The 19,730-nt window shown below is 34.9% G+C and carries 13 protein-coding genes; 10 read left to right on the top strand and 3 right to left on the bottom strand.

Features of this window, described 5'->3' with window-relative positions:
• Positions 1–102: 102 nt before the first annotated feature.
• Both DG435_RS22545 and DG435_RS22550 read right to left on the bottom strand, forming a co-directional pair.
• The gene (locus tag DG435_RS22545) at positions 103–840 is read right to left on the bottom strand and encodes a M48 family metallopeptidase (protein WP_106791926.1); all 738 of its coding nucleotides are present in this window, start codon (positions 838–840) and stop codon (positions 103–105) included.
• Complete coding sequence (locus tag DG435_RS22550; RefSeq protein WP_106791925.1) at positions 837–1,424, bottom strand: RNA polymerase sigma factor; 588 nt, start codon at positions 1,422–1,424, stop codon at positions 837–839. The genes DG435_RS22545 and DG435_RS22550 overlap by 4 nt, the downstream gene beginning before the upstream one ends.
• Positions 1,425–1,529: 105 nt before the next feature.
• Between DG435_RS22550 and DG435_RS22555 the strand changes: the two genes are divergently transcribed.
• The 10 genes from DG435_RS22555 (at position 1,530) to DG435_RS22600 (ending at position 18,285) form a co-directional block, all read left to right on the top strand.
• Positions 1,530–2,567, top strand: a complete 1,038-nt coding sequence (locus DG435_RS22555; protein ID WP_106791924.1) for a hypothetical protein — start codon at positions 1,530–1,532, stop codon at positions 2,565–2,567.
• A 149-nt stretch (positions 2,568–2,716) separates the two neighbouring features.
• Positions 2,717–4,711 (top strand): PKD domain-containing protein, encoded by a 1,995-nt coding sequence (locus tag DG435_RS22560; RefSeq protein ID WP_106791923.1) that lies wholly within the window; start codon positions 2,717–2,719, stop codon positions 4,709–4,711.
• Positions 4,692–7,304, top strand: coding sequence for a CHAT domain-containing protein (locus tag DG435_RS22565; RefSeq protein ID WP_159025515.1), 2,613 nt, complete (start codon positions 4,692–4,694; stop codon positions 7,302–7,304). The genes DG435_RS22560 and DG435_RS22565 overlap by 20 nt, the downstream gene beginning before the upstream one ends.
• Entirely contained in the window at positions 7,301–7,738 is a 438-nt protein-coding gene (locus DG435_RS22570; RefSeq protein WP_106791921.1) for a retropepsin-like aspartic protease, read from the top strand. Before DG435_RS22565 ends, DG435_RS22570 begins: the two co-directional genes overlap by 4 nt.
• Before the next feature lie 476 nt (positions 7,739–8,214).
• Entirely contained in the window at positions 8,215–9,180 is a 966-nt protein-coding gene (locus DG435_RS22575; protein ID WP_159025514.1) for a methionyl-tRNA formyltransferase, read from the top strand.
• A 46-nt stretch (positions 9,181–9,226) separates the two neighbouring features.
• Entirely contained in the window at positions 9,227–9,781 is a 555-nt protein-coding gene (locus DG435_RS22580; protein ID WP_106791919.1) for a phage tail protein, read from the top strand.
• A gap of 55 nt (positions 9,782–9,836) precedes the next feature.
• Positions 9,837–10,391: a phage tail protein gene (locus tag DG435_RS22585; RefSeq protein WP_106791918.1), complete on the top strand. Its 555-nt coding sequence runs from the start codon at positions 9,837–9,839 to the stop codon at positions 10,389–10,391.
• 52 nt (positions 10,392–10,443) lie between these two features.
• Positions 10,444–11,451 (top strand): hypothetical protein, encoded by a 1,008-nt coding sequence (locus DG435_RS22590; protein ID WP_106791917.1) that lies wholly within the window; start codon positions 10,444–10,446, stop codon positions 11,449–11,451.
• 26 nt (positions 11,452–11,477) lie between these two features.
• Positions 11,478–17,339: an Ig-like domain-containing protein gene (locus DG435_RS22595; RefSeq protein WP_108840671.1), complete on the top strand. Its 5,862-nt coding sequence runs from the start codon at positions 11,478–11,480 to the stop codon at positions 17,337–17,339.
• Between the two features lie 70 nt (positions 17,340–17,409).
• On the top strand, positions 17,410–18,285 hold the full coding sequence (locus DG435_RS22600) for a type IX secretion system membrane protein PorP/SprF (protein ID WP_159025513.1): 876 nt from the start codon (positions 17,410–17,412) through the stop codon (positions 18,283–18,285).
• 56 nt (positions 18,286–18,341) lie between these two features.
• On the opposite strand, the gene DG435_RS22605 is transcribed toward DG435_RS22600, so the two are convergent.
• The gene (locus tag DG435_RS22605; RefSeq protein WP_024772402.1) at positions 18,342–19,595 is read right to left on the bottom strand and encodes an ABC transporter permease; all 1,254 of its coding nucleotides are present in this window, start codon (positions 19,593–19,595) and stop codon (positions 18,342–18,344) included.
• Positions 19,596–19,730 lie beyond the last annotated feature (135 nt).

A 19,730-nucleotide genomic window follows, 5' to 3' on the forward strand; every position in this document is an offset into this window, starting at 1 on the left:
GTATTAAATTAGAGTTAATACCAATCAGCAATGTGTTGCTTTTGTTATTGAACTTATTTTAAGGTTCGCCATACAAGAGGCAAATTAATAGATCACAACACATTACATTTTTTTCAACAATTCTTGGGCCCGAAGGTAATCTTCGGCATCTTCAGGTATATTCTTTAACAACGCAGCGCATTGATCATATTTTTTTTGTTTTAGCTGGTTTAATGCTTCAAACCATAATGCTTTGTATTTATATCCCGAGTTCCCTTGATACAATTTTTCGAAAACCCGAGTAGTTGCTACATATTTATCTTGTTCTAATAATGATAATCCATAATAGAATTGATATTCTGTATTATTTTTATCTTTTGACAGTAATATCAATAGGTGTTTTTCGGCTTCAGCATAATCTTTAGAGTTAAAAGCATATTCAGCATTCTTACTATTCTTTTCTGTATTTCCTCTTTCTGTAATTGATAATTCAGGAATATTTGCAAAATCATTATATGTAGGACTGCTTTGACCAAAAAAGTATACTCCAAAAATTATAGCTACACTTGCAGCCGCGGCATATGCCCAAGCAGGCATTCTTATCATTTTGGTTTCTTTTGTAGTTGCTTTCCTGTTGAAGTGCGAATTTCCAATCGCTTTCAAATTATTTTCTAATGCTTCTTCCTCTTTTTCCGAAGTAAAACGTGTATCAAGATGTGAATTCAACTCTTGATATAACTTAAGTTCTTTTGCAATAGACTCATTCTCTCTAATCAATTTTGTTAGTGTTTCTTTTTCGGTAGCAGAAAGCTCGTTGCTACAGAACCGATCAAACAGCTCGTATTTTTCTTCTGGGGTCATAACAAATTCTTTATTTTATTAAACTTAGGAGTGTTTTGAACAAGTTTTGTTAATTGGCCAATACATAAAGACTTCTTTTTACGAACATATCCATAGGATTGCCCTAGTTTTAAAGCTACTTCTTCCATAGATTTTATAGTAAAAGTTGCTTTCAGTAATTCTTTACAAGCTTTACCTAATTGATCAAACATCTCTTTAAAAAGTTCGTGTTTTGCATTAAAAATTTCAGTTTCTTCTACAAAACGAACACTCTCATCATCTATAGATACAATCTCTTCATTAATTGTTACCTGATTATTAGAATGCTTTTTTAATTCATTCAACCATTTACGCTTACACAATAGGAAGAAATAGGCATCAAACGGACAAGTAAGTTGTAGTCCTTTCTCTTTTGCTTGTTTATAAATAGTGATTAATGTTTCCTGGATAATATCCTGAGCTCTGGATTCATCTCCACTATTGTTTTTTATATACCCAACTACTTTCGGAGCGAATTTATCATAAATCTCGGATAAGATTACTGTATCATTCTTCAAAAGAGCTTCAATGTATTTCTGATCAGAATGAAATTTGGTGTTTCCCATAAATAGTGAATATAAGCAACTAATTTAAAAAAAGTTATCAAGATAAGGGTAACAAAAAATCAAAGCTATTGATCTGATGGTGTAAACAACAAAATTTCGAAAATTATGAAAACATCAAATAGAACGATTGCAGTACTGAAGAATAGTAGGAATGCAAAAAAAGCGATGATGAATTTTTTACTTTTAGGTATAACTATTCTTTTATTAGGAAGCTGTAAAAATGATGATAATGATATTAGCATCGAAAAAATCATAGATGGGGTAGAGTTACAAAAAGCAATTAAGGACAACCGTAAAGGAGCAATGCAGACTTTTGCAATGAATGCTGAATCGGGAGGATATATGTACGGAGAAGAAGGTACGCAGCTACATTTTCTTCCTAATAGTTTTTTAGATCAAAATGGCGATCCCGTTAGCGGAAGTGTTACTATTGAATTAATAGAAATCTATGATAAAGCCAAAATGCTACTAACCAAAATGCCAACCAATGGTAAACGCCCAAATGGTAATGTTGAAACTTTAAAATCTGCTGGAGAATTTTTTATAAATGCAAAACAGAATGGAAATCAACTGCAACTTGCAAGTGGATTTGATATTTTTTCGCCAAATGAAGATTTTGATCCTGAAATGAGGCTGTTTAAAGCTGAAGAAAATGGTTGCGACAGCGATGTAATAGACTGCGATGTTGTTTGGGAAGAAAATGAGGAAGGGGATATTGATCTTGGTCAAGGAGAAGGACCTAACGGAACAGGAGTAACTGGATATTCTGGTTTCATTAATAATTTTGGGTGGACCAATATCGATCGTTGGTATAATGACCCAAGGCCAAAAACTGTTATTTATGTAGATGCTCCTGAAGGATACGACAATACGAATTGTAATGTATATGTGTCTTATGATGGTGAACCAACCGCATTAGCACTATTGGATATTTATAATGAAGAAACCGAATTATTCTCTGAGCATTACGGGCAAATCCCTATCGGATTAGAAGTACATTTCATATTTGTATCTGTTCAGGATGGTGCGTATACATATGCAATCCAGGGTGCAACTATTGTTGAAGATCACGTAGAAATGATTGGATCTACCACCACAGGTACTGAAGCCGAATTAATAGCATTAATAAATGGGTTACCATAAAACAAAAATTATGCTGGAATATGTAAATTAGTTAGCGGGGGTTACGGCAAATTCCAGCATATATTCCGGGAGGTAATCTCCCGGAATATTTTTATCAATATTTCTAATTTAACTTTTTACTTATCTTTAGTAACTACTAACAACAAATCATGAGGGGCTACATCATCTTATACTGTACAGTATTATTTCCATTTCTGTGTTCTGGACAAATACTTACAAATGATACCATACCAAGAATTGCACCTATATCCTATGAGATTAATGGGAACCAAGTAATTTACGGAGCAGAGATGCCTCCTCTAAATCAAATTGCAGGTGCTCCCAAAGCTTTTTACACCTACTATTGGGAGTTTGGTGATGGTAATTATAGTTTTAAAGAAAAACCTGTACATCGATATACATCTCCAGGGACATACGAAGCCAAACTTTGGGCAACTAATAATTATGATAATGGGAAACCTCCAGCAAGTAGACCCAAATCAATAACCGTAAGTGATGCATCCGACGAGGCTTCTGTAGACTCTAACTCTCCCTTTATTGAAGATCATGATTTAATTCTAAAACGAAACCGTGAGCCTATCCCAGATCAGGAAATGGTATTTATAACAGGTTATAAGAATACCAATAACTATATTTCTAGTGGTAAATTGTACTTATTTTATAATGACAATCAATTCAAAAATGATAATTTTATTCTAGAAGACACCCGATTGCACCATGGTGAAAAGATTATTCCGCTACCCATTATTTCTGAAACGCTCTCTCAAAACGACAACCATACTTTATTAGCCTCTGCAACTCATACCATTCTACAAAATAGAACATTATTTGTTCAGGACACTACCAAAAGAAAAAACCTTCCACTTACTCTAGAAGAATCCAAATCATTATATCGCAATTATCAGGTTATAGCATTTAATGATATGCAACCTGGTGAAGAACGAAACATTTTCAGAACTTTAAAAACAACACCTGAAATGATCAAAGATACCAGTGCCATTGTTACACTAAGAAGTATCTATGTTCCTGATGAAAATTTTGACAACCATACCGTGAAGGATACAGAAATGGAAATTGTTACTTCTCATGATCCAAATAAAATGTCTTCTAATGGTTGGCTAATGAACTACCGGTTAGTACGATTTAAACGTCTCAAATTTAAAGTACGTTTTCAAAATAATGGAGAAGGTCCTGCCAATACTATAAAACTAGTAGTAGACACTCCAGAAATGTTTGACAAATCTACATTACGAATTGACGGTATGTATCCCGAATGCCCTATCTGTCCTAAAGAAAGAGAAGTTAATTATAGTTGTCTTGATACTATTTTGAAAAAAGACAAGATCATTTTTCAGTTTAACCGAATTTATCTCCCCGGAAGCCAACAAAAGAATGTAACCGAAATAGATTCGACCAAAGGATTTGTAAAATATTCTATGAAATTTAGTAAAGACTTTCATAAAAAAAAGACCAAAAGCCGTACTGCAATATATTTTGATAAAAACGAACCTATTATCACCAACTATGCAACTACCCGATTTATGCCTGGTATTTCTATTGGTGCAAAAGCAGGATATATTGTGGTTCCCGAACTCAATAACCAAAAAGAATACTTTGTAGGAGCAACACTATCTCCTTTTAAATCTTACAGAGGGTATTATCAGGCCGAGATAATGGCATCTGCATCTTCTTATGATGAACTACGAAACTTTAACACTACTACTGTAGATGCAAACGGTACCGAGAGCTTAATTCAGTTCTCTGAAGCCAATACATTTAATAACATTTCTATTTATGCTGTTCCCGGATCATTTCGCTATAATTTCAACAACTTTTTTGCCATGGGAGCAGGTGTTCAATTAAAAATGGATATTACCAGCAAAAATGATCAGGAAACCACAGGAGAAGGTTTTACGATTATTAGAAATAATGGCCCAACTCCCCCAGAAATTATTCGAAACCCTGATCTTGATGTTGCAGAAACACAAGAAATAAAAGATGACTTTACAAATATACAGACTGGTGTTTTTGTTGGAATAAATTTGGGGGCTGTAAGAATAGGACCAAGTCTGGGAGTTAGATATGTTCATAATTTTGATAGTCCTAACTCTCAAATTCAATTCTATGGAATTTGGAAGTTTTAGAACAATTCTATGTATTGCTGCTCTGTCCCTGTGGATAGGTAATCCAATACTACAGGCACAACAAAAAACAAAAACCTCAGCGTTTTTATATGATCAATTAGATCACTTTATACAAAAACCTTCGAATTCTGAAGCGCTAAGGTTAAGTAAAATTATTGCTTCAAAAAAAAATCAGCTTCATACAAAAGCAGATCAATTAGCTTGGGTAATCGTAAATTGTAATCTGGGGTATTATCACAATCAGTTTAACCATAAACCAACTGCCATTTTACATTATGAAACTGCCTGGAAAACATATTATGAAAAAGGACTTATCGATTATGATATAATCGAAAATTGCCTACAACCTCTTGGTAACATCTATACAGAAGTTGGAGATTTACCAAAAGCTGAGACCACAATAAAAAACTATTTATATTTAGCTGAACAATCTGAGAATACTTCAAAAATTATTTCGGGGATTACTAATCTTTCTATCGTATATCATAACCAAGGAAATTACCTAAAAGCTCTCGAAATACTTAAACAAGGTTTAGATATTGATCCAAAAAACATCAATTTACTAACAAACACAGCCACAAACTACCTGGATTCTGGTGACTATAACAAAGCAAAAACTTTTGCAGATAAAGTAATCGCCATAGATGCAAATCAAATAAACGCTTATCAGGTTCTTGCAGCCGCTGCTTTAGAAAAAAAAGAATTTAAAAATGCTAAGGATTATATTGTACAGGCCAGGTCTCAATTACTCAAAAATAAAAACACATCTGCCAGAATTACTGTCAAATGGCAATTGGCATATATCGATATTTTATTATCCAAATCAGAATTTGGAGAAATTCAAAAAACCCTGAAAGAAATATATGCCGCTCTCCTACCGGGATATTCGGTAAATACTGATTTACCATCTAAAGAACACCTTATTGCAGATAGACTTCTACTAAAGGCTCTAGACATTCACGCCTATATTTATCAACAAACAAAGAAGCCTCTTCTAGCTATAACCGCCTTTGATTTAACCTTTGAAGTAAACTCTAAACTAAATGTTTTATACCCGCTTCAAGACACTCGAATCATTCAACATGGTCAAAACAGAAACAGAACAGAGACCTATATTGATATTCTTTTTACCATTTACAAATCCAAAAAAGAGGAAAAATATAGTATCCAGGCATTTCGGGCAGCCGAGCATTCTAAAGCCCCTTTTGTAAATCAGGCTTTAATATCAAAAAAAATACTATCACAATACAAAAGTGACCCTGTAGTTTCAAATAAAAACCGACTTAATTCCGCATTAATATCATATGAGACTCTAATTTTAAAAGAAAAACTAAAAGGGGGAGATGCCAGTATTGCTCAAATTCAAAAATGGACTACAGCCCATGACACTACATCTATTGCTCTTAAAAAGGTGCTCAAAAAACTTCATTACACATATCCCAAATTACTTCAGTATCAAAAAAGCATTTCTATTCCTTCTCTTCAGAAAAAATTAAAAAAAGACCATACTACTTTGATTGAATATTTTTACGGAAATCGAAACATATATCAATTTGTAATTACCCAAGATTCTTTTGAGATCAAAAAAATAGAAAATCCTGTTTATTTAAAAAACATCGTCAAAAAGTACATTCATTATTTCGACAATGCTTCGATGATTACCCGTGATATAAACGAATTCACAAAAAATGCTACCGAGCTTTTTAACGTATTAAAAATTCCCAGGCAATCTAAAAGGTTATTAATCATTCCCGATGGTCTTCTCTCTTTTATTCCTTTTGAAACCTTATTGCTAAAAGACACTAACTCTATGAATTTTGGCAAAATGTCTTTTTTATTAAGATCCACCGAAGTAAGTTATGAGATTTCGGCTAGTAAATATTTAAGATCTAATCCTAAAAGCCTTCAGGAAAAAACTGTTCTGGGTGTGTTCCCTGTTTTTGAAAATACCGAAATAGAGCTCTCATTTTCAAAAAACGAAAGCAAATCTATACAGCAATATTTTAATGGTGATTTTATAGAAAAAGAACAAGCAACTTATCTACGATTTATTAAATTGGCAAAAGAACATGATATTATTCATTTGTCTACACATGCCGAATCTGGAAATTTTTCCAGACCAGCCTCTATACAATTTAGAGATCAGAACATTCTGGTTAATCAACTATATGGAACACAACTTAATGCTAATCTGGTAGTTCTAAGTGCCTGCGAAACCGGAGTTGGCAGGTTAGCAAAAGGAGAAGGCCCTATTAGTATTGGCAGAGGTTTTCATTATGCAGGAGTAGAAAATATACTCTTTTCACTATGGAAGGTAAATGACAAAACTACTGCTATAGTAATGAAAAACTTTTACAAAAATCTTAATCATTCTATTCCCAAAGCAAAAGCAATACATCGTGCCAAGCTAGACTATCTGGACACGGAAGGTATCCCTAATGTTCAAAAATCACCTTATTATTGGGCTGCATTTGTATATTATGGCGAGGTTGAACATTCTTATTCTCTAAACTACCTTTGGTATAGAATAAGTATTGTTTTATTTATTTTAATTATACTACTTTTACCCAAGTTTCTTCAAAATAAAGCATGAGTACACTTCGAAAATTTTTAAACCAAAAAGAATACCACAGAATCAAATTAGTTTTTACAAAAACAAATCATTTTGAAGTTAAAGCAATATTAAATGATGTAGAAGGTAATTTTATTGTTGATACTGGTGCTTCTAATTCTTGTGTTGGGTTTGAAGCTGTAGATAAGTTTTCTCTTTTTGCCCAGGATAGCGATGTAAAAGCTGCTGGAGCAGGTGCTACTGATATGCTAACACAACTTTCACAAAAAAACGCTATACAAATCGGAAGTTGGTCGAGAAAAAGAATATCTCTTGTTTTATTTGATCTTAATCATGTAAATGCAGCATTAATAGCACATCATGCAGAGCCTGTAGACGGTATTATTGGAGCTGATATCCTTAAAAGAGGAAAGGCAATTATTGACTACGAAAAAAAATGTCTGTATTTGAAATAGCTATAATTATCCAACAATGTGTATAGCGTATAGATTAAAAAAACAGTTTAAAATTAAGATTTATTATTATTTTTTAACTAAATTTAAGTTATAATTGATTTTCTAATCAATGGTACGGATTCTGCCATTATACAAATGTTTCCCTTGGTAATTATTACATCCAGCATCTTAGTATACAAAACTTATACTTTGATATTCTAAATTGTAAATACGCTTATTAATTCTCTAATTACCCCTAAATAAGCTTTATTGTAAAGAAGTTTATATCTAAAAGCATCACGAATTATCTCATGTATTGCAAATTTTAAGCAATCATTCCCAGGCTATTTTAAGCTAACATATCTGTCAAAATCAAGTAATTATACGTATTGACTGGTTTTTAACTTTCTGTTTTCTTTGAAAAAGAGATAAAGTTAAAAAGGCTGCTATTGTCATTTACAAATAAACCAACAATCAAACCGGTTTAATTTATGAACATGAAAATTATACTTATAGGAAGTTTTCCAACTAGCATAACGCTATATCAATATCTACATCAAAACAAATCTCTTCACGCCATTTGCGTGGAGGAAATAGCATCTCAGCAATCAAATCCTAATTATTTAGATTTAATCAAACAAGAAGGAATAGAAACTTTTGTTATTAATAACAAAAACATTTTAACCCAATTTAAAGATTGGTTACTAAACACCTCTCCTGATTTAGTCTTAGTTTGTGGTTTCTCATTAAAAGTACCGAAAGACATATTGCACATTCCCAAATATGGATTTTTAAATATTCATTATGGGAAATTACCAGAAAATCGAGGTCCTGATCCACTATTCTGGTCTATCAAAAAAGGAGAGAGTAATACCGCCATTACTATACATCAAATTGATGAAGAATGGGATACCGGAAAAATTCTCTTAGAACATCCTGTTTCTATAATCCCAGGAGAAACGTTAGGAATGGTAAATTCTAAAATGAGTTATTTGCTGAAGAATTTAACTGAGCAAGCTATTGAATTGGTTCAAAATTCGAATAATTACAAGCTTCAATCATCTAAACTGTCATTTTATAACAGAAGACCATCCTCCTTACAAACGACTATTAATTGGGAAGAACAGACAGCAGATGAGATTGAAAACCTGGTAAATGCTTGTAACCCGAAATACGGTGGAGCAATGACTTATTATCAAGGATCTCCAATAAAAATACTAGAAGTCTCTCCTGTTGATACCCAAGTACCATTGTTAGGAAAAACACCTGGAGAAATTATTCATGCACATCCTCAAGAAGGTTTGTATGTATGTTGTAAGTATGGAAAACTTATAAAATTAAACATCATTAATTCTGATGCAGGTACACTAACCGGAACTAAATATGTACATCTAGGAATACGACAAGGACATTTATTTACAACAACCTTGCATCAAACACCTAAAACACATAGTGTAATATAAAAACAAACTCAAAACAACTAATTACAAACCTTAAAACCAACACATTATGGAAGGAATGATCGGAGAAGTTCGCATGTTTGCAGGTAATTTTGCGCCAAGAACCTGGGCATTTTGCGAAGGACAACTCATAGCTATTTCTCAAAACACAGCTTTATTTTCAATCTTGGGAACCATTTACGGAGGAGATGGCAGAACCACCTTTGCACTACCAGATTTAAGAGGTCGCGTTCCTATTGGACCAGGAAATGGACCTGGTCTACCTTCATATAGAGAAGGGCAAAAAGGAGGTGCGCCAACAAACATCCTTAATGTCACACAACTCCCTTCTCACAATCATATCGGAGCCGTAAAAGTAAGCTCTGGTAATGCTACACAATCTATAGCTACCAACGGAGCATCTATTGCTACTCCAGGAATTGGATCAGGAAGATCATTCTCCCCTACCGAAGGATTTAATACTGCATCTCCCGACGTTACTTTAAACTCAAACTCAGTTGTAACGGGAAACACAGGAGGAAATCAATCTATTAATAACATGCAGCCTTTTTTATCTGTATACTACATTATTTGCCTTCAAGGAGTTTTTCCTTCTAGAAATTAAGAAGTCTAAACCTATTATTTGAACAAAAAAAACATCAATTCAAAACCAACAACTTATGGAACCAACACTAGGAGAAGTACGAATGTTTGCTGGTAATTTTGCCCCAAGAGCCTGGGCACTTTGCGAAGGACAATTATTAGCTATAAACTCTAACCAAGCATTATTTTCAATATTAGGAACTACTTACGGAGGTGACGGCAGAACCTCATTTGGGCTTCCTGATTTAAGAGGAAGAACTCCTATTAGTCCTGGTACAGGGCCAGGTTTACCTTCATATCGAGAAGGGCAAAAAGGAGGCTCAGCTATCAATATTTTAAATATTACACAAATACCTGCTCATAACCATACTGGAGCAGCAAGAGTAAGCTCTATGAATGCAACGCAAAGTACAGCTACTAATGGCACATCAATAGCCACTCCTGGAGAGGGATCAGGAAGATCTTTTTTTCCTACCGAAGGGTTTAATACTACAACACCAGATATTACATTAAATACAGACTCTGTAGTAACAGGAAACACAGGAGGAAATCAATCTATAAATAATATACAACCATTTCTAGCTATAAATTACATCATATGCCTACAAGGGCTTTTTCCTTCTAGAAACTAAAAACACATACAAAGAGGTAGTTAACTACCTCTTTGTATATATCAAAATTATAATGATCAAAAGCATAAAAAAAATACATGATATAACTCAATGGTTACTACATTCTTCAAAAGAAAACGATGCAGGACTTATTTTGGATCTCTATAATTTTTATGCTCAATTTCAAACCGAAGAAGACAATGAAGGTGATATCACTTTGAAAAACGGAATTGCTCTATCAAAAAAACATGCTTCAGATTGTATTAAGGATTATAAAAGAACCGCCTGTTTTTTAAGAGGTATATATAAAGCCATAAGTACATGTTTACAAAAATTCCCAAACACAGAAATAAACATTCTTTATGCTGGTTGTGGCCCCTATGCTCCATTGCTTTTACCATTACTTTCATTTTTTGAATCAAAATATATTAAAGCCACCCTAATAGACATTAATCAAAGTTCTATAGTCGTAGTAAAAAAAATAATTTCAGAATTAGGCTATAAAACTTATATATCAGATATTACTATAGCAGACGCCACGCAATACAAACACAACAAAAACATTCCTTTACACATTATCATTGCCGAAACAATGTTTCATGCGTTAACCAAAGAACCACAAGTAGCGATAACACAAAATCTAGCTCCTCAACTCATCGAAGGAGGTATATTAATCCCTGAAGAAATTAGTATAACATTAGGGTATTCTTTTTTTTCCAAAGAACCATTTCTTAACCAATACAATAATACATATCATGTAGCTAATCTTATCAATCAAAATACAAAAAGAAAATTTGTTGAAACCTTATTTTCTCTTACCAAAAGTGAAAATAAAGATATAGTAGATTCAAGTTATTTTGAAAGCAAGTGGTATCCTATTCCGAAAAATTATGAAGAAACCCCTGATGTCTGTATTTATACCTACATCAAAGTGTTCGATACCTTTCAACTACAATATGAAGACTCGCTAATTACAAATCCATATTGCTTGACTTCTCTATATAACTTGCAAAAACAGAGCAAATTTAAAATAAAATATAGTATAGAAAATATTCCTAATTGGGAAATCACAGTTAGTTAGAATAACGTGCTTTTAAAATCAAAATTATGAAACAATTATACCTTAAAACCTACTTTATATTCTCTATAATACTTTGGGGAATAAATGGAGTGCAAGCTCAGTCTACTGAGACCTTTGAATCTCTTTCTGATGGAGCATCAACCTTTGTAAATACTGGGTTACCGTTTTCTTCAAACACCAGTTTGGTTAGTAATGGTATTCCAGGATTTGGATCAGGAAATTCTGATCGATGGATAGAAAGCGCAACAGCGGGGCCAGGAGTCTATTCTATCTTAACAACAAATGGAGCAGCCTTTACAATGAAGCACCTTGACATTTATGTTTCATCTGATGGTGGTAACAACCCTACAGCTGATGGCACATTTATTTTGAAAGGAAAATCTGGAGTCAGTGAGGTTTTTACTATTACCAAGACTACTGGTTTTCCTACTGATTTCAGTGGAGATAATGGGTTTTTTAATATCAATTTGGCCACTGATGGTGCCGCAGATTATAGTTTAACTAATATTACCGAATTAGAATTAGAAATAACTGGAAGTTTTAATTACATTGCTGTTGATGATTTTTCATTTGGCCCAGAAAATGTTCCCGTAGACATTGCTCCACCATTGATTGTCAGCATCGCATTAAGCGGCACCCCTCCTACCACATCTAATCAGGTTGATTTTATTGTTACTTTTAATGAAAATGCCAGTAATGTAACAATGAATGATTTTGCTGTTGATCCTACAGGTAGTGCTACAGGAACGATATCAGCCATAAGTGGTTCTGGGACCAGCTATACCGTAACCGTAAATAGTCTTTCTGGAGAAGGTACCATCAGTATTGATCTTAATAGTGGAACAGATATTATTGATGATCTAGGGAATGGTAACGGAACTAATGGCAACACTAATGCTTTTACAGCAGGAGAAATACATACGATTTCTGCTTGTTTCGAAGAGGATTTTGAAAATTTCAGTGTTGCAGATAACACTTTTGGTAGTAATGGACTTCCCTTTACTTCTACTAACGGGTTAGATGTTTTTAATCTAAACAATGCGGGAGCTGGTGGGTCAGATCAATATTTAGATAACAATGGTAGTGGTGCAGGAGCATATTCAATAAAAACTACTGGTGGAGAATTATTTACTATGAAAACTATAGACTTATATCTCTCTTCTATAGTAGCTGGTACCACTCCTACTAATAATGGCACATTAACAATTAATGGTAAAGTAGCAAATACCACTGTATACACCATTACCAAAACAACAGGTTTTCCTACTACAACTTCAAATGGTGATAATGGTTTTTTCAACCTTAATTTTGCCACTGATGGTGCAGCTGATTATACAACTACCAATGTAGATGAGATAGAAATAATAATAGGATCAGCATTCGTATATATTGCGGTTGATCATTTCGAGTTTTGTGAAGAAGGTATTGTAGATACGTTTGCTCCAGAAGTACAAAGTATAGTCGTTTCTGGAAATCCAACAACATTAGACACTTCTGTAGGTTTTATCGTGACTTTTAATGAAAATGCAAGCAACGTTACAACAGATGATTTTTCGGTAGATGCCACGGGAACAACAGGAAATATTACTAACATAACAGGATCTAATAATATCTATACAGTAACTGTTGATAATATTTCTGGTGAGGGTACCATTAGCATCGACCTTAATGCCTCTACAAATATTGAAGATGCATTAGGAAACAGTGGTCCTCCTGCTTTTACAAGTGGAGAAAATCATACCGTATCCGCTTGTTTCGCAGAAAGCTTTGAATCTTTTACAAATGGTGCTTCTGCTTTTACTAGTAATGGAAGACCTCTTTCTTCAACAAATGGGTTGGTAGTCAAGAATCAAGTTAATGCAGGAGTTGGTAATTCAGATAAATTTTTAGAGAATAATGGTGCTGGAGCAGGTTCATATTCCATAAAAACAACGGATAATTCCTTATTTGCAGCTAATACTACATACTTCTATGTATCTTCTGTGGCAGCAGGGACAACTCCAACGGCAGATGGCACATTAGCAATACGAGGTAAAGTAGCTGGAGCAACAGTTTATACCATTACCAAGACAACAGGTTTTCCTACTACAACAGCAAATGGTAACAATGGTTTTTTTCAGGTAAATTTTGCTACAGATGGATCATCAGATTTTAGCATTGTTAATATAGATGAAATAGAAATAGAGATTTTATCTAGTTTTGTGTACCTGGCTGTTGATAATTTTGAAATCTGCTCAGATACTACTGCTCCAAGGGTACAGTCTATTACTAGACAAACTCCAGCAACATCACCAACCAATGCTGATACTCTTATTTTTTCAGTCTTATTTAATGAAGCTGTGACTAATGTAACTGCAGATGATTTTTCTGTTTCAGGAACAACAGGAACTGTTACCAATGTATCTGACCAAGGAAATAACACCTTTTTTGTAACCGTTTCAGGAGGTAATTTAGCAACTCTTAATGGAACTGTATCTTTAGGATTTGTAGTCTCACAGAATATTACCGATACTTTAGGAAATGCATTAACTGATACTTCATCAATAAATACTCCTGAAAATTTTGTAGTTGATAATATAGTACCAACGGGGTATTCGGTCGCAATAAATCAGAGTCCTATTAATGCGGGTAATGACAATGCAGTAAGCTATACATTTTCTTCTGCTGAAGTTGGTACTACATATAATTATACCTTTAGTACTTCTGGAGGAGCAGGAACGGTAACCGGATCAGGAACAGTAGCTTCTGCAGGAGCAACTGTTTCAGGAATTGACCTGAGTGGGTTAGCCGACGGTACCATTACACTTAGCGTAACATTAACTGATATAGCTGGAAATACAGGAAGTGCTGCAACAGATACCGAAGCAAAAGAAACCGTTGCTCCAACGGGATATTCTGTCGTAATAAATCAGAGTCCTATCAATGCAGGAAATGATGATGCGGTAAGCTATACATTTAGCAGTGCAGAAGTAGGTGCTACTTACAACTATACCTTTAGTACGTCTGGTGGAGCAGGAACAGTGACCGGATCAGGAACTGTAGCTTCTGCAGGAGCAACTATTTCAGGAATCGACTTGACCGGATTAGCCGATGGAACCATTACATTAAGCGTAACACTTACCGATGTAAATGGAAATACGGGAAGTGCTGTAACAGATACCGAAACAAAAGAAACTGTGGCCCCAACAGGATATTCGGTCGCAATAAACCAGAGTCCTATCAATGCAGGGAATGACAATGCAGTAAGCTATACATTTTCTTCTGCTGAAGTTGGCGCTACATATAATTACACCTTTAGTACTTCTGGTGGAGCAGGAACAGTGACCGGATCAGGAACTGTAGCTTCTGCAGGAGCAACTATTTCTAGCATAGATCTGACTGGACTAGCCGACGGCACCATTACATTAAGCGTAACACTTACCGATGTAAATGGAAATACGGGAAGTGCTGCAACAGACACCGAAACCAAAGAAACTGTGGCCCCAACAGGATATTCGGTCGCAATAAATCAGAGTCCTATCAATGCAGGGAATGACAATGCAGTAAGCTATACATTTTCTTCTGCTGAAGTTGGTGCTACATACAATTATACCTTTAGTACGTCTGGTGGAGCAGGAACAGTGACCGGATCAGGAACTGTAGCTTCTGCAGGAGCAACTATTTCAGGAATCGACTTGACCGGATTAGCCGATGGAACCATTACATTAAGCGTAACACTTACCGATGTAAATGGAAATACGGGAAGTGCTGTAACAGATACCGAAACAAAAGAAACTGTGGCCCCAACAGGATATTCGGTCGCAATAAACCAGAGTCCTATCAATGCAGGGAATGACAATGCAGTAAGCTATACATTTAGCAGTGCAGAAATTGGTGCTACATACAATTATACATTTAGTACTTCTGGTGGAGCAGGAACAGTGACCGGATCGGGAACTGTAGCTTCTGCAGGAGCAACTATTTCAGGAATCGACTTGACCGGATTAGCCGACGGTACCATTACATTAAGTGTTACGCTTACCGATACAAACGGCAATACAGGAAGTGCTGCAACAGATACCGAAACCAAAGAAACTGTGGCCCCAACGGGGTATTCGGTCGCAATAAATCAGAGTCCTATCAATGCGGGGAATGATAATACAGTAAGCTATACATTTAGCAGCGCAGAAGTTGGCGCTACTTATAACTATACCTTTAGTACTTCAGGAGGAGCAGGAACAGTAACTGGATCTGGAACTGTAGCTTCTGCAGGAGCAACTATTTCTGGCATAGATCTTAGTGGTTTAGCCGACGGAACCATTACATTAAGTGTAACGCTCACGGATGTAAATGGAAATACAGGAAGTGCCGCAACAGATACAGAAATCAAAGATGCTGGAGCACCAACAGGGTATTCGGTTGTAATAAATCAGAGCCCTATCAATGCAGGGAATGACAATGCAGTAAGCTATACATTTAGCAGCGCAGAAGTTGGTGCTACATATAATTACACCTTTAGTAGTTCTGGTGGAGGAACCAATGTAACAGGATCCGGAACAATTGCAACTACAGGACAGACCATATTAGGAATCGATCTTAGCGCACTAGGTGATGGAACCATTACATTAAGTGTAACGCTTACCGATGTAAATGGAAATACAGGAAGTGCTGCAACAGATACCGAAACCAAAGAAACTGTGGCTCCAACGGGGTATTCTGTAGTAATAGATCAGAGTCCTATCAGTGATGTTAATGACAATGCAGTAAGCTATACATTCTCTTCTGCAGAAATAGGAGCAACATATAATTATACTTTTAGTAGTTCTGGTGGAGGAACCAATATAACGGGATCTGGAACAATTACAGCTGCAGGGCAAACCATATCAGGGATCGATCTCAGTGGATTAGCCGATGGAACCATTACACTAAGCGTAACCCTTACCGATGTAAATGGAAATACAGGAAGTGCCACAACAGATACCGAAATCAAAGATGCTGGAGTACCAACAGGGTATTCGGTTGTAATAAATCAAGATCCTATCAACATTGATAATGAGAATATGGTAAGCTATACATTTAGTAATGCAGAAGTAGGTGCTACATACAATTATACATTTAGTAGTTCTGGGGGAGGAACCAATGCAACCGGATCTGGAACAATTACAACTGCAGGGCAAACCATATCAGGGATCGACTTAAGCACACTAGGTGATGGAACTATTACACTAAGTGTAACACTTACCGATACAAACGGAAATACGGGTAGTACTGCCATAGATACGAAAATTAAAGACACAGCTATTCCGACAGCAACAATAACCATTAGCGACACCACACTAACCAGCGGGGAAACAGCAATACTAACCGTGATCTTTTCTGAAATTGTTACTGGATTTAGCAATACCGGTTTAACAGTACCTAATGGAACCCTTACTTCTGTAACTTCTATTGACGGAAACATCACTTTCACCGCTACCTATACACCAATTGCAGGAATAATCGAAAACGTAAATATCATTACATTGGACAATACCGGGATAATAGATAATGCAGGTAATACAGGAATAGGAGCAACAGATTCTGTAAACTTTACTATTAATACACAGGAAAAAACTCCAACAACAACACTTACGTTTGACAAAGGGTTTTCTCCTAATGGAGATGGAATAAATGACACCTGGGTAATAGACGGGATTGAAGATTTCCCTAATCACTACATCCAGATATTTAGCAGATCGGGTAATAAAGTATTTGAAGCCAAAAGTTATCAAAATAATTGGAATGGAATCTCTAATGGCCGTTTAGCGCTTGGAAATGGCAAGCTACCTGCCGGAGCATATTACTACATCATTGAAACAGGTAGTAAAGAAGCACCACCCCTTGTCGGATGGATTTATATAAACTATTAAGATGTATAGTTTGAAAAAAGAAGAGTTTAGCTGTTATTATTTCCATCAAAATCAACAAAAAAAAGGTAAAATGAAGTATTTAAAATATATAGTTTTTGCTATCACCATGTCATTCACTGGTAACGCCCAGCAAGACCCCCATTTTAGTATGTATAGATATAATATGAATGTAATTACTCCTGCCTATGCAGGTACTAACGGCAATCTAGAAGCATTATTTGCAGTAAGGAGTCAATGGGCCGGAGTTAAGGATGGCCCAGAAACTCTTAATTTTAATATAAACTCCCCAGTAGGTAAAAATGTCGGAATTGGACTAACTGCTGTAAGTGATAAGGTTTTTGTGTTGGATGAAACACATCTCTATGCTGACTTTTCATATAAAATAAAAGTTGCCGAAGACTTAAATCTATATGCAGGAGTTAAAGTCGGAGGGTCTTTCTTAAAAATAAACCTTAATGAAGTTGGAATTGAAGACGACCCATTATTTACCCAAAATGTAAGTACATTCAACCCCAATGTAGGTGTAGGGTTTTACCTAAAAGCTAAAAAGTATTATATATCACTTTCTGCACCTGGGCTCCTATCTAATGATAGATATGAAAAAGAAGGCTTAAACCCTGTTTCGGCCAGCGATGATTTGCAAGTATTTTTGGGTGGAGGATATGATTTTGATCTTAGTAATGATTTTAAGTTACGCCCCTCTGTACTAGGTAAAATCGTAAACAATGCTCCTATATCTTTGGACCTTACAACTTCAATAGTATATAAAGAGCGAATAGAGCTAGGAACAAATTATCGATTAGACGAGAGTATAACGGCATTTTTTACGGCTAGCTTTTTAGAAAATATATTAAGTATTGGATATGCATATGAACATGTTACATCTGATATAAATACTTATAACAATGGAACTCATGAAGTAATTTTAAAATTTAAGCTAAAGTAAACAGGAAAACATAACTATTAATATTGAACAACTCGATTTTAAAACTATTATAAAGGTTACATCCCTGTTCTGATTGCTTCTACAGGATCTAATTTTGAAGCTGACAATGCAGGTAGAATACCTGCAATCAGACCTATTATTGTAGAAGAGAACATTCCCCAAAACATATTAGAACTAGAAAGTATAAACTTAAAATCTCCTGTAAACTGTGAGGCAAATATTGAAATTAACCAAACCAATAAAAGTCCAATTAGCCCACCAAAAATTGCAAGAATAATCGCTTCGAAGAGAAACTGAAACAATATAAATCTTTTTTTAGCTCCTAATGCTTTTTGTATACCTATTAGGTTTGTTCGTTCTTTAACACTGACAAACATGATATTAGCAATTCCAAAACCTCCTACCAGAAGTGAAAACATCCCAATAAAACCTCCAATAGTAGACATTGTACCTGTTATATTATCTATAAAATCTGTAAACCCTTGTAATTGATTTACAAAAAAGTTATTCCCTTCATCCGGCTTTAATCCTCGATATGCTCTTACTTTTTGTTTTAAGGCTGCTACAAATTCTGGTACATCAATACCAGATTCTGGTTTAATGATGATAGCAGGAAAAGACGATTTATTATTATCTCCATAAATCCTTCTAACCAGATTAACAGGAAGAATAACCGCTGTATCTTTACTATCTCCAAAGAGACCTGCTCCTTCTTTTTGAAGCACCCCTATTACGGTAAGTTTTCTTCCATATAAACGTACTTTTTTTCCGATGGGATCACTTGATCCAAACAGGCTATTCGCTATCTCATCTCCTATGACGATTACCGGAGCGCCTGCCACAGATTCTTGTTCGTTATAAAATCTTCCTTTTACGACCTGTAATTCTTCAATATCATAATAATCATTGGTAACTGGTGCAATTTCTACATTACTTACACTATTATCTTCATACTTAATCGTTTCAGGAGCTACATTCAAAATAAAACTGGCCGCTTTAAGATCAGGCATTGATCTATTAATATATTGATACTCCTCAAAAGTTACATCAGGAAATTGTTCTCGTTTCCATTGTGGTATATCAGAAGGACCAAAAGAAAAACGCATAAGATAAATTGTACTATTATCCAGAGAGCTTATACTTCCCTTTATTTCTTGTTTTAATGAGTCTACCGCAGCGAGAACTCCTATAATTGAAAAAATCCCGATCGTAACACCTAACAGCGAAAGAAATGTACGCAACTTATTATTTCTAAGTGCATTAATAGCAAAATTAAAACTTTCCTTAAGTACTCTAAGATAGATTAGCATGCTCTATTTTTTGGACTGGATTTTAGATTATTTAAATATAGGACGTTTTCCTTATATTTTTGTTACAATTTATTGAAAACAATTACACATAATTGATTGTCTAATTGGGTACTAAATTGCTATTTTTGCGTTTTA

This window comes from Aquimarina sp. Aq78, from assembly GCF_900299525.1.
GTDB lineage: Bacteria > Bacteroidota > Bacteroidia > Flavobacteriales > Flavobacteriaceae > Aquimarina.